Raw genomic sequence first — 3,850 nt, 5'->3', positions numbered from 1 at the left:
CGCCGCAGCCGCCGCCGACGGCGAGGAGACGTGGAACGAAAACCGCTGGCGGTACGCCGGCCGTCTCGAATCGGTCACCGGCTGTGGCCGTCGCGTCCCCTCCGGCGCGCCGACCGACGCGTGGGCCGCCTCGGGCCGCGTCGACCGGTTCTGAGTCGGGGGCCTGCGGGTTCACGACAGAACAGTTACACTCTCGTCCGACGTCAGTCGGTCCAACATGGTCCAATCCACGCTCGTCTGGCTGTTTTTCAACGCCGTTTTCGCCGGCTTTGCCGCCGTCGCTGTCGCGGCACACTACGCCGACGAGGGCGAACCGGACTTCGTCTCCGCGGCGCTCGCCGCCGTCTTCGCCGGGGCCTGCGTCGAACTCGGGATGGCGAACGGCTACCTCCCTGACGGCGTTCTTCCGACCGCCGTTGTCGGGGTCTGCATCGTCGTCGCGCTCATTTCGCTCGCGTTCGGCGTACAACGGGACCAGACGGCGTTTCAGGCGTTCCGCGGCGGCGCTCGGACTCGGTAGTTCACTCCGCGAGTGCTGGGTCGTCGACGATGACGCCGTCGACGCCGTACTCTCGGAGTCGCCGCGCGACCTCGCGGTCGGGAACCGTCCACGCGTTGACCTCGAAGCCGCGGTCGTGCGCCTCCTCGACCCGCGCCGACGAGAGCAGGTCGTAGTGCGGGTGGACGGCCGCACAGTCGAGGTCGGCGGCGACCGACAGCGACGCCGCCCAGTCGGTCGCAAAGAGGAACGCGATCGGGAGCGCGGTCGTCTCGCGCACCTCGCGGAGCGCCTCGGCGTCGAACGACGAGACGAGTACTTCGTTTCCCGCGTCGGCGACGACGGCCGCGAGGTCGGCGGCGAGGCCGGTTTCTTTCAGTTCGACGTTGACCGCGACGCGGGCGGGGAGGGCGTCGAACACCCCGGCGAGCGTCGGAACCGACTCCTCGGAGTCGCCGATTGTGAGTTCTTGGAGGTCCGCGAGGCTCGTCTCGGCGACACGGCCGGCCGCGTTGGTCAGGCGGTCGAGCGTCTCGTCGTGGAAGACGACGAGTTCGCCGGAGCCACAGCGTCGGACGTCGAGTTCGACCCAGTCGAGTCGCGTCGCGGCCGCCTCGAAGGCTGCGAGCGTGTTTTCGGGGGCGAGGGCGGGACAGCCGCGGTGACCGATGACGCGCATGTCGGAGCATCGCGGGAGCGCGGACTAAACGCTTCCTCCGGACCGGTCGAAAGCGGTGGAAAGCGGTCTGTACGGGTATGGTTTACTGGGGACCGAAACTGCGGGCGTCACATGCGTGCGTCGCGCGCGGACCGGCGCGGCCGCTCCGCGCGGGCTGGAGAAGATGTGTTCGCAGAGAGAATCGACTGACTCGAACTTACGCGCCCTGACCGCCCTTCTTGCGCGTGATGTAGCCGGCGATGCGGTTGCGGACGCCCTTCGACTCGACCGTGGTCAGTTCCTCGACGCTGTCCTTGTTCGTCTCGAAGTCCGTGTTGAACGCCTGCGGGTATCGCTCCAGCAGGATGTTACCAAGCTGCTTGACGTACTTGGGCTTGATTGCCATGTCGGAAGATTCCCCGGACGAACACTAAAACGATTCGTTCCGTCTCGCGGCCGCCCGCTCGCGCCAGCCCGTCAACTCGTCGATTCGCGCGAACGCCTCGCGCTCTCTTTCCCCGCCGCATTTCTCGACCGTCTCGGCGAAGTAGTCGAGCCGGTCCAGCAGGTCGTCGGTGTCGAAGGAGGGCACGTCGAGGCGCGAGGCGGCCACCGTCGCGTCGATGACCGCGCCGAAGCCGCGATTGATAGTGAACGGCCGGGTCCGCTCGACCGCGGCGTCGACGGGCCGGAGTTCCCACGTCTCCCACTCAGTCCCGCCATCCTCGCCGGAACTGACCGGCGTCGCCTCGACTTCGGCCCACGCGTCGGCCGAATCGAGGACCGGCGAGTCCCGTTCGTAGATGGTCATCGCGGCCTCGACGAACGCCCGCGGGTCGGAGACGAACTGAATGACGCCGCCGCCCTGTCGATGGAAGTTCCGGCGGGTTCGGGTGTTTCCCCACGTCGTCGCGGTCGCGGGCGGGGTCGAACCGGAAGACGAATCGCCGTCTCCGTCGCCGGTCTCCGGCGCGTGGACCCCGAGCGCAGCGAAGTTCCACCGGTCGTTCGGCCCGAGCGTGGCGACGACTGTCTCGGTGACGCCGCGGAGTTCGACGGGCCAGCCGTCGTCGTCGCCGTCGCGGTCGCCGGCGCGACGCCCCGCGTCCATCGTCTCGTCGTCGCTCACAGCGGGACCCCCCGCTCCAGCGCGACGAACGTCGCCGCGCAGACGATGTCGGCGGTCGTGCCGGGGTTGATTCCCTCAGCGACGAACTCGTCGGCCAGTTCCTCGGCTTCGTCGAGGTCGGAGACCGCGGCCGCGCGGTCCATCACGTCGCGGGCGACGGCCTCGCCGTGGTTCGTCGCGACGAGCGTGTCCGGTTCCTCCGCGAGGAGGTCGAGAAACGCGCGAGCGACGCGGTCGGTGACGGGGCCGTCGTCGGCGAGGATGGCCTCAGCCGCGCGGAAGGTCCGGGTGAAGCCGCCGGTCCACTCGCGGGCGTTGGCGTCGCGCTCGGCGCTCAGGTCCATCACGTCGTACAGCGTGACCCCGCGCTCTCGGAGCGCGTCGGCAGCGTCGCCGCCGCGCCGAACGTCGAGGTCCGGCGCGTCCTCGGGCACGTCGCCGACGGCCACCTCGACGTGTTCGAACGCGCGGTAGAACCCGACCGCATCGGCGACGGTGGTCGATTCGACCACGGCGGTCGCGCCGGCGGGCGAGAGGTCGCGGTCGTCTGCGGCCGCCGCCCGGACGAGCGGGACGAGAAGCAGGAGACAGCCGAACTGGGTGTTGCCGCCGCCCTGTCGGCTCATGCCGGCGACCGCCTCCTCGAACGCCTCGCCGACCGGCGCGCCCGACGCGGCCAGTTCGAGGCCGGGCGCGGAGCCGACCGCACCGGTCAGGAACTGTTCGAAGTGCAGGTCCGAGAGGTCGCGGCGGCGGTCGACGTTCCCCGGCTTGGGCGTGCCGGCGACCTCGAGCAGGAGCGCGAGTTCGGCGTGCCGCGCGGGGCCGAATCCGCGGTCCGTAACGGGCGCGACCATCAGGCGGACACCCCACTCTCGTCGCCCGACTCGGCATCGCCCTCGCGCCCGGCGAACCAGTCGTCCACGGCGGTTCTGACCCGGCGGAGAACCGCCGGATTGTCGCTCGGCCGCCCGACGCTCACCGCGTCGGCCCCGTAGTCGAGGTACTCGGTCGCCGTCTCGCGGTCGCGAACGCCGTTGTTGGCGACGAGAAAGAGGTCGGGCGCGGCGGCGGCCACGTCGGCAATCACGGCCTCGGAGTCCATCGCGTCGACGTGGAGCCAGTCGGCTCCCGCGTTGGCGAGCGCGACCGCGAGGTTCGGGAGGTCCACGCCGTCGATTTCGGCGCGGACTTTCGCGCCGACCGGCGCGTCGGATTCGGCGGCCGCGGTGACGTACGCGGCCAGTCGGTCGGTGTCGCACAGGAGCGTCTCGCCGCAACCGACGGCGCAGAGTTCGTCCTGTCGGCAGTGGGCGTTTATCTCCACGCCCGCACCGCGGTCGGCGCAGACGGCCGCGACCTCCCGAACCGGGTCGGGCGAGGTCGCTCTGACGTTGACGGCGACGAAGCGGTCTTCGCCGTCGAATCCGGCGAGTGAGTCGAGTTGGTCGGAGACGAAGGCGACCGGGTCGTCGGCGAGGAACTCCGAGCGCCCGCGGGCGACGAGCTCGCGGGCCGCCGCCTGCGAGGCGTCGTCGAGGGCGACGCCGCCGATGAACGCCGC

The 3,850-nt window shown here is 70.6% G+C and carries 6 protein-coding genes and 1 pseudogene; 2 read left to right on the top strand and 5 right to left on the bottom strand.

What is annotated here, in order from left to right; translation table 11 throughout:
* Positions 1 to 154: pseudogene (locus tag NKF06_RS21190) on the top strand (acc operon protein); the annotation flags it as partial.
* 63 nt (positions 155 to 217) lie between these two features.
* Positions 218 to 520 (top strand): hypothetical protein, encoded by a 303-nt coding sequence (locus tag NKF06_RS20025; protein ID WP_253246406.1) that lies wholly within the window; start codon positions 218 to 220, stop codon positions 518 to 520.
* Between the two features lies 1 nt (position 521).
* Here the strand turns inward: NKF06_RS20025 and NKF06_RS20020 are convergent, their stop codons facing one another.
* The 5 genes from NKF06_RS20020 to NKF06_RS20000 all read right to left on the bottom strand — a co-directional run.
* Positions 522 to 1,178, bottom strand: a complete 657-nt coding sequence (locus NKF06_RS20020) for a glycerophosphodiester phosphodiesterase family protein (protein ID WP_253246405.1) — start codon at positions 1,176 to 1,178, stop codon at positions 522 to 524.
* 196 nt (positions 1,179 to 1,374) lie between these two features.
* Positions 1,375 to 1,563, bottom strand: coding sequence for a 30S ribosomal protein S17e (locus NKF06_RS20015; RefSeq protein WP_004042417.1), 189 nt, complete (start codon positions 1,561 to 1,563; stop codon positions 1,375 to 1,377).
* A 24-nt stretch (positions 1,564 to 1,587) separates the two neighbouring features.
* The gene (locus tag NKF06_RS20010; protein ID WP_253246407.1) at positions 1,588 to 2,268 is read right to left on the bottom strand and encodes a DUF447 domain-containing protein; all 681 of its coding nucleotides are present in this window, start codon (positions 2,266 to 2,268) and stop codon (positions 1,588 to 1,590) included.
* 14 nt (positions 2,269 to 2,282) lie between these two features.
* On the bottom strand, positions 2,283 to 3,143 hold the full coding sequence (locus tag NKF06_RS20005; protein WP_253246404.1) for a triphosphoribosyl-dephospho-CoA synthase: 861 nt from the start codon (positions 3,141 to 3,143) through the stop codon (positions 2,283 to 2,285).
* Positions 3,143 to 3,850: tRNA-dihydrouridine synthase (locus NKF06_RS20000; RefSeq protein ID WP_253246403.1), on the bottom strand; the 708-nt coding region annotated here is incomplete at its 5' end. The genes NKF06_RS20005 and NKF06_RS20000, both read right to left, overlap by 1 nt.

It is taken from the genome of Haloferax sp. AB510 (assembly GCF_024136985.1).
GTDB lineage: Archaea > Halobacteriota > Halobacteria > Halobacteriales > Haloferacaceae > Haloferax.
This window is presented reverse-complemented; position numbering and strand designations above follow the sequence as displayed.